Source organism: Methylocella sp., from assembly GCA_037200525.1.
GTDB lineage: Bacteria > Pseudomonadota > Alphaproteobacteria > Rhizobiales > Beijerinckiaceae > Methylocapsa.
This window is the reverse complement of the sequence record JBBCGG010000001.1, coordinates 2,573,404-2,592,435: the sequence shown is the minus strand read 5'-3', so window position 1 is coordinate 2,592,435 and position 19,032 is coordinate 2,573,404. Positions and strand designations below refer to the sequence as shown.

Here is a 19,032-nt window from a genome sequence, read left to right as displayed (position 1 = left end):
ATCCGGCGTGAGGCGATTAGAAGGGTTCGTGCGTCCGGAATCTTTTCATTTCCTCCGCGTGACCCGAAGCTCACGGCTTGAACGGGAGCTTCGGGGTGACCTTCGCACCGAGACAGGCAATCTCCGCTCGCAAGCCGAGACAAATTTCAGGCTCGTATTTGGCTGCCTGATCGTTGCGGCGCTCGGCTTGGCGGGCCTTATAGCCAAGGGCTTCCACTGGCTATAGGCATCGACCTCACAGGAATCGTAGGTTTTCCACACCCTTGATTCGATTCCCGCGTTCGAATCGAGTAGGTACAGATCGGCACTCGTCGTCTGCGCCTATTGCATCCGCCCTCATAGCTGCCCTTTGGCGGCGGGGCGCATAGGGCGCTCCGGAGCGCTGGGATCAACCCCAGCACCCTCGGAGATACGCAGTGGTCGTATGTTCGTATCCGAAGCCCGTGTACGTCACGACGTACCGACGCTTTCGGTTTGGTCGATGGGAGCGCGTACGCGCTCACTGTCGGTCGTACCCTACCTGATGCTTCCCGGCTGAGGTATAGGTAACGGCGGCGGCGAGTGCCACTTGGCACATTGATAGGCGATTCTTGGGCAAAGTAAAGCTGCCCATTAAAGCCATGCCGCGACCAAGAATACCGACTGCCCAGGCGAGATGTGACAGGCTCGAAGAGACAGCAAAGTGACCAAGAAAGCCGAGCGAGAAGAGGCCATCCGCGCCAAGGCCATGGAGCTAGCCCGCTCTGGCGAGTTTGATGAGTGGCTGTCGATCGAAATTGAATTAGGCCTCAACGGTTACGACGAAGCTAGGTCAGCGCTCGATGTGTCTTGGTTCCGAGAGCGGCTTGACGCCGAATGCGCTGCCGCTCAGAAAAAGACATGACGCAAGTCTTGGCTTAGGGCTCTTGCCGAATTGAGAGCGCGCGAAGCCGGAGGCGACGGCCCTGACGCCATGGGCGCGCTATATCACTGCGCCGTCCATTTTCTCGCCTGTCGCAACAATCTTCAGCTTTTCGTTCGGCAGTTCAAAGGGGGAATGATGCATCTTGAGAAAATTGCTTGTGGCGACTATCGCGGCAGTCGGCCTTTCAGTACTCGCTTTGCAAGGGATCGGCACGTCAGACTCCATCCCCTACTATGCCCCCATATTTTTAGATGACGCTTCACGAACCTACCTGGCACCCTCTTGTATGGACGAATGGCAAAATCGCAGAGGGCCTTTGGCCATAGCTCGCCGCAGTACTTTAAGAGAGGCGTATGCGCTGGGGTTTCGTCCAGACATTGCGTGCGTCGAAACTGGGGCCTTCTCGGAAGATGGCCGCTCTGCCTTGGGATTGATCCTTGTGAGGCTGAATCTTCTTCCGCCGCTAAAGCACTGGTGGAACCAGCCTTATCGAACCCAAGAGGGCATCGTCACGCCGCCGGAAAACTGATGCCTGTCGCGCAGGCTCGACGCGCGCCACCTTCAGCAGAACGGATTGGTTGTCGTCGAGACCGGCCTCTCGCGCAGCCTCTTTGGCATCGTCTGAAATTGAGGCAACTTTTTCAGCACGCCTAACTTCGGTGCGCTCTACACCTATTTCTCGAGCGGCGGCGCTGATGCCACCTTCATTACCCCGCCCAGCTCCGACCTTAGAAAATTGAGCAACTTGCCCAATTTTATCGGTCAATCGCACCCACTCCGCTATATGCTCTGACCGCTCGAGCGTGGTCAGATCAGCTCGGTGCAAATTCTCCGCGATCTCCCAGAGGCGCGCTTCGTCGATGCGCGCAAAGGAGACAGCCGGTATCGGAACTGCGGAATGTTCGCGCCCAGATAAAAAATTTGGGGCCGGCGTGATTTTGAAGCGTAAGGCGCGCGTCTGAACCTGGAGCTCACTGCCGACGACTGGTTTTTGGGGGTACCCCCCTCGTCGAGCGATCGCGCCAAAATCACGACCTCGAGGAGACATTCGCAAAAGCGAGAGGCGGAGCGCTTACCGTATGCTTACCGCCGGCGCACGCCCTGCCCTATTGGAATGCTAACATGTTGATTTCGCGCGCTGCATAAACCCCAGACCGCCTGATACCCTATCATGAGGCCAGCCGCTGCGGCCTCTGGCGTTCACCTCGATTTGAATTGCGGGTTGCGTTCGGAAGGCCCCTTACGATCTTGCCGCCGCCAAAGTGTTGGGAAGCGGTCTCGCGCTCGCGCAAGCCATGACCTTCAGCCCCGTTTGCACTTCCCCCAACCTTTGGGCCTTGGGTCATCAATCCCGCTTGCCGGTTGGATTTGGCCCCATCGTGTTTGGCTTCATTTTGGGAGTTGCGCGTGTGCGCGTGGATTTTCCTGCGTTTTTCAATGGTTTGGACGGCGAGTATTTCGACACGAATTTGGCGCTAAACGCCGAAGTTTGAGGCTCACTACTCCTTTATCTCTCTATTTATTCCTGGAAGCAGATGGAAGGAGAATGGAGGGAGGATGGAAGCAGGCAGATTTTGGCTATGCCGTTGATGTCGCTACGAAAATCGCTTGGGTGGAAGCACTGGAAGCAGAATCCGCAAATCGCTGCAAATCGGATCGTTGAAAACGCCGCGCGCAATATTTGTAGCGTTTCATCTGTTTTTGCCTCCATGCTTCCACCCTGGGAGAAAACCTTTTAAAATCAATGCTGGAGACATGGAGGGAGACGCTGGAGGGAGAAAATCAGCTTCCATCCTTCGGACGGCGCCATAGAAGCGCTATACAGGCATCCGTCTTGGGCAAAACGCGCAAGTTGCAGGTTTTAGTCTTTTTCGTTCCGAACCCGGCTGCGGTCAGAACTTCCCCGAGCCTATGCAGCGGCGTAGGCTGGGCGCCGCGGGCTGACCGCTGGTCTTTGACCCACACGGAATATGCGGCCGCCAGCTCGGCGAAGCTATACGCCTCTCCGTCGATCCAGGGGGTGCAGCTTCCCGTTGAGAGATCTTTCGTGCCAATGATCTGCTCTACGGCGCAGCAAGCTTCAATCCACTTGCGGGCATCATGCGGGTTGATGCTTTCCCGGATCATGTCGCTGCGCGCCGCGGTGTCGATCTCAATATCACGCCACGGTACGAAGCCGGCAACGTCGAGTGTTAGGAGGTGATGAGCGAACGCCTCTCGGCCGCCGTTCTCGATCTGGTGGCTCAGTTTCGAAAAATATGCGGCGTCGCCGATCCGATTCTCGCTCACGTTCAAAACCCAATGTCGCGCATCGCCCTCTTCGATATGGGCTGCATTGTCGTGGTTGCTCGCCAGCCAGAAATTGACGCCGATAGGGCATTGGACGATGGGAACACCTTTGGTCTCGATCCCGATGACGCTGCCCGTCGAGAGCTTTTTGACTTGATCCGCCGAGCGGCGATCGCCGGCGAAAAGGACCTCATCCAAGAAGATGTAAGACGCGCCGCGCAGCGCATCATTGAACCGGCCAAGAACCTGGTCAGCCGTGGCCGGCATAACGCCGCTCGGGCCATAAATTCTCAGCATGATCTGCTCGAGCAACAAACCCTTGCCGGCCTGCTGTTTTTTGGTCTTTAGGGCAACAATGATCTTTGAGGGCCGGCCGATGTTTTGGATCTGCCATGCAAGAAGCTTGATCATATAACTGGTAGCCAGCGCGTCCCCAGCGCAAATGACCTCCCGAATATGATTGAGAATAAGGTCAACCGGCCCAGCCTTCGGTGTGACGCCAAGGCCCCTGCATAGGTTCAGGGTATCCTCGGGGACATCCTTGCTGGTGAAAGCGATGCGCCTATAGACATGTCGACGAGCATGACCCGTCCAAAAATTGTATGCAGACGCATAAACCGGCCTACCGTCCTTCCTGCCCGTGACAACAACCTCAGGAGCAAGTTTGCGCTTAAGGCAGATGTCTTGCAGCGGCTGCCCCGTACTGCGCTCGACATAGGCTGGGGCCGATCCCGGCGCTTCTAGCAACGCGTAGCGCTCGTTGAGCTGCGCCAATGTTGTAATCCGCTTTTCCGCGCCGCCAATGACCACGCTATCGGGCGGCACCTGATCCGTCGCGTCTACCGGCCGCGATTTCGACTTCTTTTTCGCCGCATTCGGCTTGCTCGGTTCGAACGAAACGACGTTGCTGATCTCGGACCCGCCATCACCATATCCAGGGTCTAGGGCGGCCAGGCTCGCCTCATAATCTTCGTCGCGCGGCGGCTCGGGGTGGATTTGGCGGTCCATGATTTCGGGTTCTTCTTCGAAACGTGCCTCGGGTGCAGTTTGGGGATCGGCCTCTGGCCGTCGCGGGTGCTCGTTCATGAGGAGCCCTCATGCAAATCGATGATTTGTCGGCCGGCCCTCGCCGCCTCTCTCGCGCAAGCAATGAACGAGCGCAGGGAGTCTTCGAACTTGGCGACATCTCCCATCTTGACGAATAGCACCGCTGTCCGGGCGTAATCTGAGGCGAGCGCAAGCGTCTCGGACGCCAGGTCACGCAAGAGAAAATCCCTGGCGGCTTCGACAAAACCAGCTTGAGAATTTGTCCGTGACGGAATAGCTTGTTGGTTCACTGGTTCCGCATGCTCATTCGAAATTGAGGCCCCGTTCGCAGCGGGGCTTTTTCGTTCCTGGTCCATGGTGAATTAGCCCTCCGCGCGAACGTCGGGGGCCGGCCGCGCCGATGCTGCTTTTGTCTCGCTGCTGCTGCGAACCGGCGCGCCGATCTTGGCCATCGCCCAAGTGTCCAGCGCGGAGAGCTCATAGAGAACAATTCGTCCGGCCTTCCGATACAAAGGAGAGTCGCCTGTCACGACACCCTTTGCGAGGGACTTAACCGAGCCGAAGCCGTATCGAGTTTTGAGATATGCTGCCGCTGCATCGCGGCGGAGGAAACGCGGGGAGTTTTCCATAACCATCCTTTGTAATGACTGGATGGTTATTGAATTTACGCATATTCCATCGGCTGTCCCGAGGAACGTTAGGCACGTTTAGGCACGAGTTCCGTGCCTCATTTTCTTCCGTGCCAAATGCTCCGGACGAAGGTATCGCTGACGGACAATCCCTCATTGTCGTCACGAACTTTTTCGATAATTGCGGCTTCGCGCTTTTTTTGGTGAAGCGTCGCTAAAGTTTTGCGCCCTATGTCCCGGATCGCACACCTTACCGCATGCCTCTTGCGCTCGCTGACGGTTTTCGGTTCGCGAGTGCCGTACCCTGCTTCCGCAAGTTTAAGGCGAAGGTCGTCGAAGCTGATTTCGACTTCGGTAATCCATGGATATCCCCTCCGCGTGCCGCCCCCCGGATTCTCCAATTGGCCGTCCCAAAAATCGATATAGCGACTTGACCATTCAGACTCAGTAATTGGCGCTCGCAGGCCAATATCTTCGTGTAAGCCTTCGCCCCTGATTTTCCCTTCCGGCAACAGCTTCTTGAGAAGATCCATCGCTGAATAGAATGCGTCTCTTGCGCGCGGAAGAAGCTCAACTGCTTCGGGGCCGTGCACTAGCTTTACGTAAGACGGATCATCGACGTGTGCAGCCCACAATGGATAGGTAGCAAAGGCAGCCATCTGCTCGCCCTCCTCGTGCTGCAAACTCATGACCATCCGTATGGCTTCCGGCAGGCCGATCCACATCTTCATTTCGCCCTCGCAAGGGGAACGACCTCGGCGCCAGGCTTTCTATTCATCGCGGCGCTGATCGTGTTTCCGATTTGATTCACAGCGCGCTGCATTGGGTCATTGTCGAGGTGACTATAGCGGGCAGTCGTGGCCGGCTGACTATGTCCGAGCAACTTCCCTATGATCTGAAGGCCGAGACCGCCACCGGCGCCCACGCTTGCGAAGGAATGTCTCAAATCATGCAGGCGCAGGCCTTCGAGCCCGGCGGCTTGGGTCACGGCCGCCCAGGGGTTCTTCAAGTCCACACGGGGCGCGCCCGACTTCTCTCCGGGGACTACGTACGGATTTCCTGCCATGCGGGGTAATGCCGCGAGAACCTCGAGAGCCGCGGCTGACAAGAAGAGGCTCTTCTTGCCGGTCTTCGAAGTCGGGAGATTCAAGAGCCCGCGCTCAAAATCGATATAGTCCCATTTCGCGGTTAGAATTTCGCGAAGGCGAGCTCCAGTCAGGATCAAGAGGCGGATCGCGCCGATCGCGAAGGGGTCAATTCTCCGGCGCCGATTCTCTGGCTTTGGGGCGTGTTTTGCCGCCGGCCTGCTCTCATCCACGCGGTAGGCAAGGCCGCTCGTTTCGGCCTCTGCCAGCACATCGCCCAGCCGGGCCAGCTCATCGGTCGTGAGATATCTCTCACGTCCCTCTTCGGGGTTGCGTTTGATGCCTTTGGCCGGGTTTGCCGGTAAGGCGAGGTCCTCATGCTGGATTGCGGCCCAATTCCAGATAGCGGAGATGACGGAGAGGGACCTGTTTGCCGCGCCTGGATGGTCAGCAAGGTCAGCATGGATCTTCGACACGTTGGAGCGGCGAACATCGGTTACTCTCAAGGAACCGATCGAGGGCAAGATGTGCAGCCGAAGCAGCGTCTCATAACTGTCGAGCGTCCGCGCCTTGCGCTTGGCGCCGACATGCGTGCGCATGAACTGGTCGGCGACTTCTCGGAAGAGGGGAATAGTTCTCGTCGCTCGCCGCTGCGCGATCGGATCAGCGCCGCTCTCGATCGCACCGAGCAGTTTCTTCGCTTCGGAGCGAGCCTCATCGGGCGTTAGACGCCCGTGCTCGCCGATGGTCGCGCGCCGGGACCGGCCGTTCTGCCTGTATTGCGTGACATAGACCTTTTTGCCGGAAGGGAAGGCTGCCACACCGAAGCCGGCGAGCGCATCATCCCATAAGAAATCACGGTCTTTTCCGGGAGGGCAAGCGAGAGCGTCAACCGATCTTTTGCTGATCCGTGCCCTTGGCATCTTCGGCTCCTCTGCCTTGCTTCCCGGTAAGCGCGGTAAGCACTCGGTAAGCAGAATAAGATTAATGCCAGAAAAGACAGGAAAACAACAGAGATCACAACACGAGTAGAATCAAGGGGTTCTAAAGCTGTGGATAAGGCCGGAAACGGCCAGGAAACTATCGCCGCCGTACTCCAAAACCGGGGGTTGGGGGTTCGAGTCCCTCCTCTCCTGCCAATAAAACCAATGGGTTAGGCGAACGCCTCGAAGGATCTCACCAGATAAGAGCGATTTCGATAAGCGCCTAGCGAGCGTCGGGCGTCTTTGAACGCCGTTCCTGTCTGAAACACGAAGGCGATCTCCTCGCCCTCAAGATACGCTGCTAACAGTTGAAGCAGACGCCATTTTCAGCCCCATCGTCTTCATTGAGGATCGCGCGGTCAAAAGGCCTCGTATCAGAGGGCTGCGAGACCGTTGGCTCTGTCGGAGTGAAGTAACCCTCGCTGGATGAATCGCCCGGGCGGCCCCCAGGATCTGTTGAGCCTGTTTGAGCATACGCCGGCGCGCTCGCAATAATGGCCGCCACAAAGGCGGCCAGCAGGCTGGTTCTGACCATTGCCTTCTCCTCCGTTTTGGACGGCGGAAAGGTGAACGGCGTGGGTTACAGCCCGATTTCGGCAAGCGAAAGAAGCGCTACAATTATAACATCAACGTGATCCCCGACGACGCCCAGCGACAACGCGCCCGACTTGCTTCGCGTCGGACAGAAGACATCAAGAGATCGAAGTCGGCCACAGTGGTCCGAGATGTGTGAAAATCACACTCGGGCCGTTCGGGCTTGGGTAGCTTGCAAGTGTCTCGGGGGCGGTTCGATCTCCGGAAAATCGCCATCCTATTGAAAGGACGCTTGCTATGAAAAAGATGCTTGTCGCAACACTGCTCGCCTCGACTCTCACTTTGAGCCCTGCTTTCGCGCGAGGCGGCACCGGCCATGGCGGCGGCGGATTCCACGGCGGCGGCTTCGGCGGAGCGCACAACCTCGGAAATCATGGATTTGAAGGTCGTAGCGTGGGCTTCAACCGCGGATCAGGACGCTTCCACAGACGCGTGTTCTTCGGCGCGGGCGGCTTTGGCTACTATGCTCCGTGCTATGCCTCCGGCTACGGCTACCCTTACAGCTATCCCTACGGAGCCTGTGATTACTATTACTAAGCGCATGTGAAGAGCTACGCCATAGCGGCCGGGCATCGTCTCCCGGCCGTTTTTGTTTGTGGCGTTCGGCTGGCGCGACAGCGCCGAAGCGAGCTGCGCGCGCTCTCAGATCTGGCCGCTAGGCCGCCTTAAGAGCCCTGACCAAAGTCGAGCGTGTCGACGGCGTTCCACATCGCCTGATCGAGCGCTCCGCTGATGGTCGACCAATCTTCGTTGCGCGTGTTGAGCACTGCCGCCCAGCAGACGTTGGAGCCATCGCTCCAGATCGTCTTGACTAGGATCGAGGTGGTCCCGGGCAACGAGCCACTATGCCAGATGTTGAATCCGTTGCCCGCAGGAGTGAGAGCCCATCCGAGGCCGTAGAGGGCTCCGCTGCCGTCGCAAGCCGTAGCCCGATTCGCTACGATGGCGGCGAGCGTATCCTGGTTCAACAGCCCGCCAGAGAAGACGCCATTGATGAAGCCTAACAAATCGCTGGGAGACGATACCCACGCGCCATGAGAATCCATGTTTTCGAGGTCGAAAGAGCCGTATGGCGACAACACTCCGGAACCAACCGGCGGAAAGACTGAAGGCTCCAGACCTTCGCCGGCATAGGGATAGTATAGGCTCTCATTCGGATAGCGTCCGCTCTCGAAAGATGATCCCTGCATGGTTTCTGTGGCGCCGAACGGAGCGAGGATGTTTTGCGTGACATAGTCCGCATAATCCTGTCCGGTGATCAATTCGATCACCCGGCCCAGCAGCAGATAGTTGAAGTTGGCGTAGGCATAGCATTGCCCCGGCTGATGGTAGAGTTCTTGCGACCACATGTACCTTATGATCGCCGCCTTGCCGGCGGGCGCGGGTATGCCCTCCGCTTCCGCGATTGCGACCACATCGAACATCGGATCGTATTGCGAGCCGTCCCAACCGGACGAGTGCTGCAAAAGCTGCCGAATGGTGATCAGGTCGACGCCATTGGTGAGGGTCTTTCCCGGCAATAAGGGAAATTTCGCGGCGAGCAGAGACCACACGCTCGCGTCGAGATTAAGCAGTCCGTTCTGCACAAGCAGCATAACCGCCGCGGCCGTAATCGGTTTGGTGACGCTGGCGATGCGAAAGATATTCGTGGGCGCGACCCCAGAATTTGGATCGTTCGCGTCGAGCAGCCCGTAGCCGCGAGCGAGGACGATGGCGCCGTTTTGAGATACCGCCACCGATGCGCCCGGAACGGCGTAATCATTCATCAGTTGCGTAATGACCGCGTCGAAAGCGTTGGCGGATTGCTGACCGGGGATTTTGGACATCGAAAACTCCTTGCGGGAAAGGGAGTCATTTGCGCCGACTGAAATATCGCGGCAGGCCTTGGAGCCCGAAGTCCAAAGCTTGACCATATGCGCGAAGCTCCGCGCGGCCGTCAAATCACAAATTTACAATGGATTATTCAGGCGCGTCGTTTTGCCTGCTGCACGCGCCACGACGCGAGCGCGAAGACCGCCTACCCCTTCGCCTCGACAAAGCTTTCCAGCACCATCTTGCGCCCGGCCTTGTCGAAATCCACCGTCAGCTTGTTGCCGTCCACGGCGGCGACGTCACCATAACCGAATTTCTGATGAAACACCCGCGCCCCTCGAGCGAAAGCGGATGACGCGCTGGATTTGGCGACGAGTTCGCCTTCAATCTGCAACGGGCCGCGCCGCGCTGCGCTCTGCTTGAACGTCTCGGCCCTTGCTTCGCCGCCCTGCCCTTGTCGGGCCTCCTCGTTGCGGCGCTGAGCGCGCTGCCAGCCGGGCGTCGCATAGGATGAGCCGTAGCTGTCCATATTGGCGAAGCGCGATTGCGCATAGCCGCCATAAGCCGAGCCAGATGCGGCCTCGACGACATCGACGTGATCGACCGGAAGCTCATCGAGAAAGCGCGAGGGAATTGTGGTCTGCCACAACCCATGTATCCGCCGATTGGTGGCGAAATAGATCTTTGCGCGACGCCTTGCTCGAGTGATTCCGACATAGGCGAGACGGCGCTCCTCCTCGAGCCCCGCACGCCCGGATTCATCAAGCGAGCGCTGGTGCGGAAACAGCCCCTCTTCCCATCCAGGGAGAAACACCGTCTCGAATTCGAGGCCTTTGGCGGCATGCAAAGTCATGATCGACACGCGGGGGCCGGCATCCTTATTTTCAGCTTCCATCACCAGCGAAATATGTTCGAGGAAGGCGCCAAGATCGGGAAACTCCTCCATCGCGCGGACAAGTTCTTTCAGGTTTTCAAGCCGTCCCGCCGCCTCGGCGGTGCGGTCCTTCTTCCACATGTCGGTGTAGCCGGATTCTTCCAGAATCATCTCGGTCAACTCGCCTTGCGGCTTGGAGTCGGTCAGCGCGGCCCAACGGGCAAAATCGCCGAGGAGACCGCGCAGCGTCTGTCGCTGTTTTGGCTTTAGCTCGTCCGTCTCAACCATATATTGCGCGGCCTGCATCAGAGGCATGCGCTGACGCCGCGCGTGATCGTGCAAGAGCTGCAAGGTAGCATCGCCAAGGCCGCGTCGCGGCAGGTTGAAGATGCGCTCGAAAGCCAGATCGTCGGCCGGCTGCGCGACGCAGCGCAGATATGCGAGCGCATCGCGAATTTCGGCGCGTTCATAAAATCGCGGGCCGCCGATCACGCGATAAGGCAGGCCCAATGTGATAAAGCGCTCCTCGAATTCGCGCATCTGAAACGATGCGCGCACGAGAATGGCGAAATCATCATAGCCGTGCCCGCTGCGCGCCAGTTGCTCGATCTCTTCGCCGACCGCGCGAGCCTCCTCTTCGGAATCCCAAACTCCTCCGACAGTGGGTTTTTCGCCAAGTTCATCATCGGTGAACAAGGTCTTGCCAAGACGTCCCTCATTATGGGCGATGAGGTTTGCAGCGACGGCCAGAATGTGTCCGGTCGAGCGGTAATTGCGCTCCAGCCGGATGATTTTGGCCCCTGGAAAATCGGATTCGAAACGCAGAATATTATCGACCTCGGCGCCGCGCCAGCCGTAGATCGATTGATCATCATCGCCGACGCAGCAGACATTGTGGCGCCCCTGCGCCAGCAGCCGCAGCCACAAATATTGGACCGTGTTGGTGTCCTGATATTCATCGACCAGCATATAGCGAAAGCGGTCCTGATATTGTTTCAAAACATCGGGATTTTCACGCAGGAGGCGCAGGCATTCGAGCAGAAGATCGCCGAAATCAGCGGCGTTGAGGATCTTCAATCGTTCCTGATACAGGGTATAAAGCTGGCCGCCTTTGCCATTGGCGAAGGCTCCCGCCTCGCCGGGAGGCACATGCGCAGGATCAAGACCCCGGTTCTTCCAGGCGTCGATCTGGTAGGCGAGCGCGCGCGCGGGCCAGCGTTTGTCGTCCACATTTTCGGCTTGCAGAACCTGCTTCAGAAGGCGGATCTGATCGTCCGTATCGAGAATGGTGAAGCCGGATTTGAGGCCGACGAGTTCTGCGTGGCGGCGCAGAATTTTCGTCGAAATCGCGTGAAACGTGCCAAGCCAGGGCATTCCCTCGGCGACCGGGCCGGCCAGCGCAGCGACGCGCTCCTTCATCTCTCGCGCCGCCTTATTGGTGAAGGTGACGGCGAGGATTTCATGCGCCTTGGCGCGGCCCTGCGCGATGATATGTGCGATTTTAGTGGTCAGGACGCGTGTTTTTTCCCGTGCCAGCGCCGGCGAGCACCAACACCGGTCCATCGATCGCCTCGACCGCCTCGCGTTGCTCGCGGTTCAGCCCATCGAGATAGCGCTGGCCGCCTCCAGCGGCCGCTCGGGCGCGTGCGGCGATTCCGCCGGGCAGAGGCGCCGGGGCCTCCATATCCGCAAGAGAAAAAGGATCAGTCAAATCGTTGCGGCTCCTTCGCCAGGGCGCCAAATGATTGGGGCCAAAGCCTCGAATCACGGCGCGCACGTATTATGCGCCAGTTTGGCGGCGTCTCGAATTCTTTACGCCCGAAGCGCGATACCGGAAAGCGACAGATTTTTCGGTCAGCATTATGCGTAGAAACAAAGAGATAGCCGCATAACATGCGGCCATTGCGCCTAATGTGGGATCGCCAAGCCTTTCTGTCGACCTCACTCCGAAAAGGTCCGGACCGAAAGGCGGGACAAACGAAGGCAATCCTTCATATTTCGACGCCGGACCTGCTAATCTGGCCTATACGGGCGGGATCGATCTTGGAGCATTCGTAATGGATAAACGGAAACTTGGTTCATCAGGCCTCGAAATCGGCCCGCTCGCCTTCGGCGGCAATGTGTTCGGCTGGACCGCCGACGAAGCTACATCTTTCGCGCTGTTGGACGCTTTCGTCGACAAGGGTTTCAATCTAGTCGATACGGCCGATATGTATTCGATCTGGGTTCCAGGCCACCAGGGCGGCGAATCCGAGGCGATCATCGGTAAATGGCTGAAGAACGGCGGCGGCCGCGACAAGATCCTCATCGCCACAAAAGTCGGAATGGATATGCAGGCTGGCGGCAAAGGCCTTTCAAAGGCGCATCTCGTCAAATCGGCTGACGCCTCGCTGCGGCGGCTGCAAACCGACCATATCGATCTCTATCAGGCGCATCTCGACGATGCCGAGACGCCGCTCGAAGAAACCCTGGAGGCTTTCGCCAGTCTCGTTGAGGCGGGCAAGGTGCGGGCTATTGGAGCCTCGAACTACACGGCGCCGCGCCTCAAGCAAGCCCTCGTCGTCAGCGCCGAGAAAGGGCTGCCTCGCTATGAAAGCCTGCAACCGCATTACAGTCTCGCCAATCGCGCGCTGTTTGAAGGCGAATTGCAACAGCTTTGCATCGCTGAAGGCGTCGGCGTCATTCCCTATTACCCCCTGGCGGCCGGTTTTTTGACGGGCAAGTATCGCAGCGCAAAAGACGCCGAAGGAAGCGCGCGGGGCTCAAGCGTCGCGCATTATTTCAATCCGCGCGGCTTTGCCATTCTGGACGCCTTGGATGCGGTAGCGAAAAGCCATCATGCGAGTTCGGCGCAAATTGCGCTGGCTTGGCTGCTCGCTCAGCCCGGCGTCACAGCTCCGATCGTCAGCGCGACCAGCGTCAAGCAATTCGAGGAAACCGCCAAGGCGGCTACGATCAAGCTCGATGCGCAAGCCTTGCAATTGCTCGATAAGGCCAGCGCATGAGAAACCGTCCTACGGGCGCAAGTCCGCTGAACCTCGTTCGATCGAACCGATAGACGATATTGCGCGACAGTCTGACCTTTCTCGCGATTGTCTTGATCCTTATTCTGACCGCGGCCCTGGTCGGACCCTATTTCGTTGATTGGAACGCGCAGCGCGACTTCATTGAAGCGCGCCTGACGCGGATGCTGGGGTCGAAGGCGCAAATTCACGGCGCGATCGACCTCAAACTATTGCCGACGCCCTATTTTGTCGTCGAGAACATCGAAGTCGGCGACAAAGCCGGCCCATTGCGCCTTTCCGCCGCAAAATTGCGCCTGGAGATTGGGATTGCGCCTCTTCTGCATGGCGACGTCGATTTTCTTGAGGCCCGGCTCGAGGCGCCGCGCCTCGATATCACTGTTCCGACAGATGGGACTTTTGCGATAGCGCCGCCGACAACCGCCTCAGCAGCGCATATGCGCTTCGAGCGGATTTTCATCAAACATGGAACGATATCGGTCGCGGACCCCGCCAAGAACCGCAGTTTTGAGCTCAACGCGATCGATCTCGACGCCGAGGCGGGATCATTATTTGGTCCCTTCAAGGGCAATGGCGCGCTGGATATCGCGGGGGAACGCAGCGCCTTTCGCTTCGCTTCCAGCACTGGCGATCATGGCAGGCTTAAGCTCAAGCTCGTCGTCGACGCCAGCGCCTCGCGTCCCCACATCGATCTCGACGGCGTTTTGTCCCTGCGCGACGGCGCGCCAAGCTTTGCGGGGGCCGCCAAATTCGAGAGCGTCGCCACCGCCCTTCCCTGGCGTCTCACCGGCCTACTCGATGCGGATGCGGAGCGCGCCGCGATGGACCATCTCGAACTGCGCATTGGCGAGGAGGATCAGCCATTGCGCGCGGACGGAGAAGCCGAACTCGATTTTTCCGCGACGCCCAAAGGCAAGGTGACGCTGCGCTCCGGCCAGATCGATCTTGATCATTGGCTGTCCGCCAATGCGTTCGATCCCGACGCCGCTTGGGCTGACCTCGACTTCACCCCCCCCTTTCCGCTCGTCGTGAACTACGCTGCGCAAACGCTGACCTTTCGCGACGAGTCCTTCACGGATCTATCGGGCAATCTCATCCTCGATGCGGCGAAAGCGGCCGGGCTGCGGTTCGAGGTTCATGGCCCTGGCAGATCGCGCCTGTTTCTCGATGGGCAATGGCGGCGCGGTCTCGACGCGGATTTCAGCGGCAAAATAGAGGCCAGCGCGGGCGATGCGCGCCGCCTCCCGGATTGGCTGAAGGCGATCGCGCCGCAATACGCGCCACAGAGCCTGCCCTTTCGCGCCGGCGATCTTTCCGCCAATGCGCATGTTTCGCACGCCGGGGCCGCGCTGCGCGAGCTGGATGCTGAGCTGGATGGCTCGCGTTTTTCGGGCACGCTCGATTATGCGCCCGCAACCCATTCGCATCCATCCCGCATTGAGGCGGATCTTACAACGCCCTCGCTCGATCTTGGCTCTTTTCCCGGCTTTGACGCCCGCGCTTTTCTAGGCAAAAGCGATGGTTCGCTGCGATTGGAAGCGAATGCGGTGACGCTTGGCGGCATTGGTCCGGGCGGGGGGCCCTCCATCGGCGATCTCGGCTTTAAACTCGTCAAGGCAGGCGATGCGTTCGAGCTTGAAGAACTGACTTTCGAAGGATTGGACGGCGCAATCGTCACGGCCAGCGGCGCTCTCTTGGAGCGTTCCGCTCACGTCGATGCAAGAGTCCTCGCTCCGCGGACGCGCCAACTCGCCGCGCTGCTGGCCAAAATCGCGCCAAGCCCGCTGACGCAGACCCTTCTGTCGCGCGCTGAAAATTTTGCGCCTCTCGACCTCAATGTCACGGCGGACGCCGCCGCCGGGCAAGAACCGTTCGCGATCAATGCTCTCTCAGCCAAGGGAACGATTGGCGCGACCCGAATTGCCGCGACAATTGGCGATGATCCAAAGAAGAGCGGAAATCTGGCGATCGCGGCCACAGCCGACGCCAAAGACAGTCTCTCGCTTTTGCGCCTGTTTGCTGCGCCCACATCGCAGAGCGGCGGGATTGGACCAGGGCATATTGAACTGAAGGCGCACGGACCGCCCGGCCAGGATTCCGACGCAAAACTCGATGCCTCGCTCGGTCCGACAAATCTCACGTTTCAAGGACGCATCAACGCTGATTTGGCGCGGTTCTCCGCGAGCGGCGCCTTGCGGCTATTAAGCCCAGATATTGCGCCTTTGCTGCGCACAACGGGGCTCGCATTTCCTGACTTCGCGAGCAAATTTCCAGCCGCCCTGTCCGGCGACCTTGCTTACGATAATGGCGCCGCGTCGCTAGAGAATTTTAAGGCGAATCTTTCAGATGCGATGTTCAGCGGAGCCCTCGCCTATGGCAAAGCCGGGGCGAAAACGCTTACCGGATCGATAGACATCGACAAGCTCTCCGCCGCAGCGCTGTTTGGTCTCGTGCTTGGATCACCTGAGGGCGGCAAAGCGGGCGCAATCTGGTCGAGCGTCAAATTTCCCCGGCCGGCTTTCGACTTGCCCGCGAGCGACCTCGCTTTGACGATCCGCAGCATGCCGGCGCTCGCGAACCTTTTCCCCGTCGGCGCAAGCGCGCGGAACGCCCGGCTCACTCTCGCATCATCGCCGGGTTTCCTCGATCTTCGTGATTTGCGATTCGACGTCGGCGATGGAACCGCAACTGGCGAGGTCAAGCTGCGCCGCACAGGGGCCGACGTCTCGCTCGAGGGCCATCTCCAACTCAATGACGCAGCTCTCGATCTTGCGGGCGGACGAGGACGGCTCAGCGCCAATCTCGATATCGCCGGGGCCGGGCAGAGTCCGGACGCGCTGGTGGGAGGGCTGGCTGGGGCGGGCCATGCGACTATCGCCGATTTGACGATCCCCCGCGCCGATCCCCTTGCGCTCGCAAGGGTCCTGGCGGCATTCGAGAAGGACAACGCCACGCTCGCGACCGGCGATGTGACGCGGGCGTTAGGAACTGAACTCCAGAAAGCCGCCTTGAAAGCAGGCAGTCGCGAGTTCGACCTCGGCGTCGTCGCCGGAATGCTGCATCTTTCGCCGACGCCGGTCGATCGAGTGTCCTTCAAACCGGATCAACCCGTTAGCGCCAGCATCGCCGCTTCGTTCGACCTGCGCCGGGCGCTCCTCAACGAGAGCGTGACCTTTGTTTTGAATGCGCCGCCCAAAGACTGGAGCGGCTCGGCACCGCAAATCACCCTGTATCTCAAAGGGCCTCTGTCCAATCCGGTCCCTCAGCTCGATGCGGCGGCCTTTGCCAACGAGCTGGCGGCGCGGGCCATCATGCGTGAAAGCGCGCGGATCGAATCCTATGAATTCGACATCCATGAACGCGCCTTTTTCTACCAGCGCCTGCTATCGGAACGTCGCTGGGAAAAAGAGCGGCTCAAGGCGGCGGAGGACGCCAAAGCAGCGACCCCGCCGGCGGAGGCTGGCGCGACGCAATGAAAGCCCTTGGTTCAGGCTCTTCCTGCAACAATCGAGGATTGCGCTGACCTCAAGACGAAAACGCGAATGGCGGAAGACAAATTAGCCTCCCCGCGTCCAGCGTCGACCTCGGCGACCAAGGTCGCGAGCGACACGCCCCGGTCCATAGCCACGGATTTCAGACCATCCCAAAACGCCCGCTCCAACGAGATGCTGGTGCGATGTCCGGCAATGGTCAGCGAATGTTTGACGATGACCCCGGAAACATCCCGCTTGGCGTCATTTTGCATGATCATCGGTTGTCTGGTCCGGCCGCTCGCGCTTGTGAGCGTCGAGACGGGACGAATCTAGATCGCGAATGGAAGCCGCAACTTCGCGCTCCGCGAGGCTGCGGCCAAACTTTGAGCGATTCGTCGCGGCCGCAAGCGTTGCTGCGGCGCGCGTCTTGGCCGAGCGCGGCGCAGATTGACGATCTCGCCCATCAGGGCTTTTTGCGAAAAGCGTCGATCGAGACAACTTTATCGTTCGGCTCGGGCGGCGAGTCGTCCCCCGCGGTCTCTGCGGCGCTCGCCGGCGCAGGTTCATTGCGCGGTTTTGCGGTTTCGACCGAGGACAGCGCGGGTGGGCGCAGAGGCTGGGGCGCGTCAGACGTCACGGAAGCCAGAGTTGGCCCAAGCGGCTTGCCGGCGTCGTTGGCGCTGGTTTCGGCCTCGTCCTCAATCTCGAATTTCAGATCGAACCCCACCGCTGGATCGGAGAATCGCGTCAGCGCATCGAAAGGAATGAGCAGCATTTCCGGGATGTTCTTGAATGACAGACCAACTTCGAAAGCCTGATCTGTGACATTCAAATCCCAGAACTGGTGCTGCAGGATGATCGTCATTTCGTCGGGGTAGATCTCCCGCATGCGCGTCGAGAGCCGCACGCCGCGCGCGTGGGTGCGAAACGTAATATAAAAATGATGTTCGCCCGCAAGGCCATCGCGCGCCATATCGCCGAGCACTTTTCTGACGACGCCGCGCATCGCATCCTGGACGAGAACATCATAACGGATCAGATCGATGGCCATTCGACCCCCGGGCAAAAATCTAAAACAGCGAATTTAGAGCTCAAGCTAGGTAATTACACAAAACTCTAATGATTTGAAAGTGGAGGCTTCTGTTGCCAGGTGCCTCCGAACCCCGCCTTAAAGTGCAACCCTTAAGGACTTGATTTCGGTACTATTACCGCATTACGCGGCAACGGCCACCGGAGCATAGTTGTCATTGGCAACTATAAGGTTTAGCCCGATGACGGCGGTACCATGCCGGGCAAAAGACAGTCCTTTACACTCCCCGTCGAACCTATTTCGCCCCCGCCAAAATCCGGCTCCGCTCAAGACGGATTTTGGTGGAGGCGCCGGGTACCGCCCCCGGGTCCGAAGAGCTTATTTCGACGCCGTTTATCGCCATAGTCGCGCAGAACGCGACGCATCCAATATAACCATGAATGTGAAATACACAAAGCCGCGCGGATTCATTTGAGCGAAATTGAGAGAACCCCTCGAGGATCGAAGGCTTTCGCAATTTTGCGGCTGTGCCTTGGCCTCTGCGCGATCCTCGGCGCCGCTTGCATCGCGTTTTTGTTCATTGCCGGATTCGCGCTAGGGATTGATGCTTTTTTGCATCATTGGGCAAAAACTCCATCGCTTTTCGCGGCACTGCAATCGCCGCGCAGCGCCAATTCAGGCCTTTATTTTGGCCTCGCGCTCTCTTTCTTGATCTACGCGTCGCTCGCTGCGGCGGTAATTGGGATCGCCAGATTGCAGGGAGGGACCGACTGGCCCGGCGTCATCGCCTGGCGTCCTTGGCGTATGCAGCGCAAAGTCTGGCTCATCGTCGCCGCGACCGTGGCCTATGGCTTTTCCGCCGATTTCGCCCTCTCCAAATTCTCGCCCGACTCAAGCGGTCACTTAACGATGCCGGACAATTTTGGCGCGGCCGTCGCGTTTTCGGTTCTCGCGGTGATTTTCGCGCCCGTTGCCGAGGAGCTAGTCTTTCGCGGCTGGATTTTCACGCGGTTGCGCCAGAATTTCAGTTTTCTTACTGTGCTGCTGCTGACTTCGACCGTTTTTGCTGCGCTGCATTACGAGGGTACGCATTTTTACGCGCTGGCGATCTTTCCGGTCGGCCTCACGCTCGGCGCCATTCGCGAAATGACCGGAAGCATAAAACCGGCGATCGCTTTCCACGCCTTCAACAATTTGATCGCCTGCGGTCTAAGCCTGCTCGAGTGAACTTCGACCTCCCCGGCCTTTGGCTCCGCCGCAGCGTCTACAAGATTTGGTGATTATCTCAT

Annotated in this window: 16 protein-coding genes, 1 other RNA gene and 1 pseudogene; 6 read left to right on the top strand and 12 right to left on the bottom strand. The window is 58.9% G+C overall.

The window, feature by feature from the left end:
• The first annotated feature begins 682 nt into the window (after window positions 1-682).
• Window positions 683-883 (top strand): hypothetical protein, encoded by a 201-nt coding sequence (locus WDN46_12720; GenBank protein ID MEJ0094257.1) that lies wholly within the window; start codon window positions 683-685, stop codon window positions 881-883.
• A gap of 484 nt (window positions 884-1,367) precedes the next feature.
• On the opposite strand, the gene WDN46_12715 is transcribed toward WDN46_12720, so the two are convergent.
• Window positions 1,368-1,670, bottom strand: coding sequence for a hypothetical protein (locus WDN46_12715; protein ID MEJ0094256.1), 303 nt, complete (start codon window positions 1,668-1,670; stop codon window positions 1,368-1,370).
• A 529-nt stretch (window positions 1,671-2,199) separates the two neighbouring features.
• Here WDN46_12715 and WDN46_12710 point away from each other — a divergent pair.
• Window positions 2,200-2,397 (top strand): hypothetical protein, encoded by a 198-nt coding sequence (locus tag WDN46_12710; GenBank protein ID MEJ0094255.1) that lies wholly within the window; start codon window positions 2,200-2,202, stop codon window positions 2,395-2,397.
• A 289-nt stretch (window positions 2,398-2,686) separates the two neighbouring features.
• Here the strand turns inward: WDN46_12710 and WDN46_12705 are convergent, their stop codons facing one another.
• The 5 genes from WDN46_12705 to WDN46_12685 all read right to left on the bottom strand — a co-directional run bounded on the left by WDN46_12705 (window position 2,687) and on the right by WDN46_12685 (window position 6,877).
• Window positions 2,687-4,201 (bottom strand): primase-helicase family protein, encoded by a 1,515-nt coding sequence (locus WDN46_12705; protein MEJ0094254.1) that lies wholly within the window; start codon window positions 4,199-4,201, stop codon window positions 2,687-2,689.
• Window positions 4,202-4,275: 74 nt separating this feature from the next.
• On the bottom strand, window positions 4,276-4,530 hold the full coding sequence (locus WDN46_12700) for a hypothetical protein (GenBank protein ID MEJ0094253.1): 255 nt from the start codon (window positions 4,528-4,530) through the stop codon (window positions 4,276-4,278).
• Window positions 4,531-4,602: 72 nt separating this feature from the next.
• Window positions 4,603-4,869 carry a hypothetical protein gene (locus WDN46_12695; protein ID MEJ0094252.1) on the bottom strand — a complete coding sequence of 89 codons (267 nt, stop codon included), beginning with the start codon at window positions 4,867-4,869 and terminating at the stop codon, window positions 4,603-4,605.
• Between the two features lie 98 nt (window positions 4,870-4,967).
• Window positions 4,968-5,600 (bottom strand): hypothetical protein, encoded by a 633-nt coding sequence (locus WDN46_12690; GenBank protein ID MEJ0094251.1) that lies wholly within the window; start codon window positions 5,598-5,600, stop codon window positions 4,968-4,970.
• On the bottom strand, window positions 5,597-6,877 hold the full coding sequence (locus WDN46_12685; protein MEJ0094250.1) for a tyrosine-type recombinase/integrase: 1,281 nt from the start codon (window positions 6,875-6,877) through the stop codon (window positions 5,597-5,599). The genes WDN46_12690 and WDN46_12685 overlap by 4 nt, the downstream gene beginning before the upstream one ends.
• A gap of 891 nt (window positions 6,878-7,768) precedes the next feature.
• Between WDN46_12685 and WDN46_12680 the strand changes: the two genes are divergently transcribed.
• A complete protein-coding gene (locus tag WDN46_12680) occupies window positions 7,769-8,068 on the top strand; it encodes a hypothetical protein (protein ID MEJ0094249.1) in 300 nt (99 codons plus the stop codon).
• 128 nt (window positions 8,069-8,196) lie between these two features.
• Here WDN46_12680 and WDN46_12675 read toward each other — a convergent pair whose 3' ends face one another.
• Complete coding sequence (locus tag WDN46_12675) at window positions 8,197-9,357, bottom strand: serine hydrolase domain-containing protein (protein MEJ0094248.1); 1,161 nt, start codon at window positions 9,355-9,357, stop codon at window positions 8,197-8,199.
• A gap of 191 nt (window positions 9,358-9,548) precedes the next feature.
• Window positions 9,549-11,901 (bottom strand): annotated as a pseudogene (locus tag WDN46_12670) (UvrD-helicase domain-containing protein).
• A 373-nt stretch (window positions 11,902-12,274) separates the two neighbouring features.
• Here WDN46_12670 and WDN46_12665 point away from each other — a divergent pair.
• Both WDN46_12665 and WDN46_12660 read left to right on the top strand, forming a co-directional pair.
• On the top strand, window positions 12,275-13,222 hold the full coding sequence (locus WDN46_12665) for an aldo/keto reductase (GenBank protein MEJ0094247.1): 948 nt from the start codon (window positions 12,275-12,277) through the stop codon (window positions 13,220-13,222).
• A 59-nt stretch (window positions 13,223-13,281) separates the two neighbouring features.
• On the top strand, window positions 13,282-16,716 hold the full coding sequence (locus WDN46_12660; protein ID MEJ0094246.1) for an AsmA family protein: 3,435 nt from the start codon (window positions 13,282-13,284) through the stop codon (window positions 16,714-16,716).
• Between the two features lie 11 nt (window positions 16,717-16,727).
• On the opposite strand, the gene WDN46_12655 is transcribed toward WDN46_12660, so the two are convergent.
• The 4 genes from WDN46_12655 to ssrA all read right to left on the bottom strand — a co-directional run bounded on the left by WDN46_12655 (window position 16,728) and on the right by ssrA (window position 18,203).
• Complete coding sequence (locus WDN46_12655; GenBank protein ID MEJ0094245.1) at window positions 16,728-16,991, bottom strand: ribbon-helix-helix domain-containing protein; 264 nt, start codon at window positions 16,989-16,991, stop codon at window positions 16,728-16,730.
• A complete protein-coding gene (locus WDN46_12650; GenBank protein ID MEJ0094244.1) occupies window positions 16,975-17,280 on the bottom strand; it encodes a DUF4169 family protein in 306 nt (101 codons plus the stop codon). Before WDN46_12650 ends, WDN46_12655 begins: the two co-directional genes overlap by 17 nt.
• Complete coding sequence (locus tag WDN46_12645) at window positions 17,177-17,764, bottom strand: ClpXP protease specificity-enhancing factor SspB (GenBank protein MEJ0094243.1); 588 nt, start codon at window positions 17,762-17,764, stop codon at window positions 17,177-17,179. The genes WDN46_12650 and WDN46_12645 overlap by 104 nt, the downstream gene beginning before the upstream one ends.
• 78 nt (window positions 17,765-17,842) lie before the next feature.
• Window positions 17,843-18,203: a transfer-messenger RNA gene (ssrA, locus tag WDN46_12640) on the bottom strand.
• A 59-nt stretch (window positions 18,204-18,262) separates the two neighbouring features.
• On the opposite strand from ssrA, the gene WDN46_12635 reads away from it, so the two are divergent.
• Window positions 18,263-18,970: a CPBP family intramembrane glutamic endopeptidase gene (locus WDN46_12635; protein ID MEJ0094242.1), complete on the top strand. Its 708-nt coding sequence runs from the start codon at window positions 18,263-18,265 to the stop codon at window positions 18,968-18,970.
• Window positions 18,971-19,032 lie beyond the last annotated feature (62 nt).

Excerpts from the sequence above, each read along its gene's own strand:
- WDN46_12710 (MEJ0094255.1), top strand. The coding sequence starts at position 2,200 with ATGACCTTCAGCCCCGTTTGCACTTCCCCCAACCTTTGGGCCTTGGGT.
- WDN46_12705 (MEJ0094254.1), bottom strand. The coding sequence starts at position 4,201 with ATGGACCGCCAAATCCACCCCGAGCCGCCGCGCGACGAAGATTATGAG.
- WDN46_12695 (MEJ0094252.1), bottom strand. The coding sequence starts at position 4,869 with ATGGAAAACTCCCCGCGTTTCCTCCGCCGCGATGCAGCGGCAGCATAT.
- WDN46_12690 (MEJ0094251.1), bottom strand. The coding sequence starts at position 5,600 with ATGAAGATGTGGATCGGCCTGCCGGAAGCCATACGGATGGTCATGAGT.
- WDN46_12685 (MEJ0094250.1), bottom strand. The coding sequence starts at position 6,877 with ATGCCAAGGGCACGGATCAGCAAAAGATCGGTTGACGCTCTCGCTTGC.
- WDN46_12680 (MEJ0094249.1), top strand. The coding sequence starts at position 7,769 with ATGAAAAAGATGCTTGTCGCAACACTGCTCGCCTCGACTCTCACTTTG.
- WDN46_12675 (MEJ0094248.1), bottom strand. The coding sequence starts at position 9,357 with ATGTCCAAAATCCCCGGTCAGCAATCCGCCAACGCTTTCGACGCGGTC.
- WDN46_12665 (MEJ0094247.1), top strand. The coding sequence starts at position 12,275 with ATGGATAAACGGAAACTTGGTTCATCAGGCCTCGAAATCGGCCCGCTC.
- WDN46_12655 (MEJ0094245.1), bottom strand. The coding sequence starts at position 16,991 with ATGATCATGCAAAATGACGCCAAGCGGGATGTTTCCGGGGTCATCGTC.
- WDN46_12650 (MEJ0094244.1), bottom strand. The coding sequence starts at position 17,280 with ATGAACCTGCGCCGGCGAGCGCCGCAGAGACCGCGGGGGACGACTCGC.
- WDN46_12645 (MEJ0094243.1), bottom strand. The coding sequence starts at position 17,764 with ATGGCCATCGATCTGATCCGTTATGATGTTCTCGTCCAGGATGCGATG.